This is a genomic window from Prevotella sp. P5-108 (assembly GCF_002251385.1).
In the GTDB taxonomy this organism is placed as follows: domain Bacteria; phylum Bacteroidota; class Bacteroidia; order Bacteroidales; family Bacteroidaceae; genus Prevotella.
In genome coordinates, this window is record NZ_NPJJ01000006.1 from 1 (window position 1) to 655 (window position 655).

The window sequence follows — 655 nt, forward strand, 5'->3', positions numbered from 1 at the left end:
AGCATGTACGCCAGGAGAAGGTTTGGAAATAAAAGAGATTTTCTGTGATAGCTCTCTACGTGAAATTATCAAAACGTATACGGAAAGCCATTCCCGCTATGACACTTTTGTTGTTACCCGCCCCATCTTAATGAAAGAGGGATATGATAAATATCCTTATATCTATAAGGGTCTTCTTGTCGGTCCTGGTTATCGTCCCCTGTATGACAGACGAACAAAGCATGACACTCTGAGAATAGGGAAGAAGGTGGTGCTGGCATTTGATTCTCTAAGAGAATGTGAACTTTGTTATAGGGAGGGTTTTCAGAATTATAAGAGGAAATATGCAAAAACTCAAGACACATATATCTACAAAGGTGATATACAAGACAAAGAGCTAAGTAACTATCTCTACAGAGCTATTTATATAGACCGTAAAAATGGGAAATATGTAATAAGCCAAAGAATGGATACGATAATGGTAATACCATTTGGAATAAGCAAGATACGCTTTCATGACTTCGGCACCGATTCACCAACAAAATCTTCGATAGATCCTTTCTAATTACAGTTCGAGGGAAGATATGGTGTTCAAACAGGCGATTTATCCATGTTTAACCCAAATCGATCATTAGAACTTACTTGGATTTTGCTTTTAGAAGAGTGGATTTTGTTT

Annotated in this window: 1 protein-coding gene; it reads left to right on the plus strand. The window is 37.3% G+C overall.

Annotation, left to right across the window (positions count from 1 at the left end; translation table 11 throughout):
- The coding region (locus CIK95_RS01020; protein WP_216820568.1) for a hypothetical protein at positions 1 to 544 on the plus strand (544 nt) is incomplete at its 5' end.
- Positions 545 to 655: the final 111 nt, after the last annotated feature.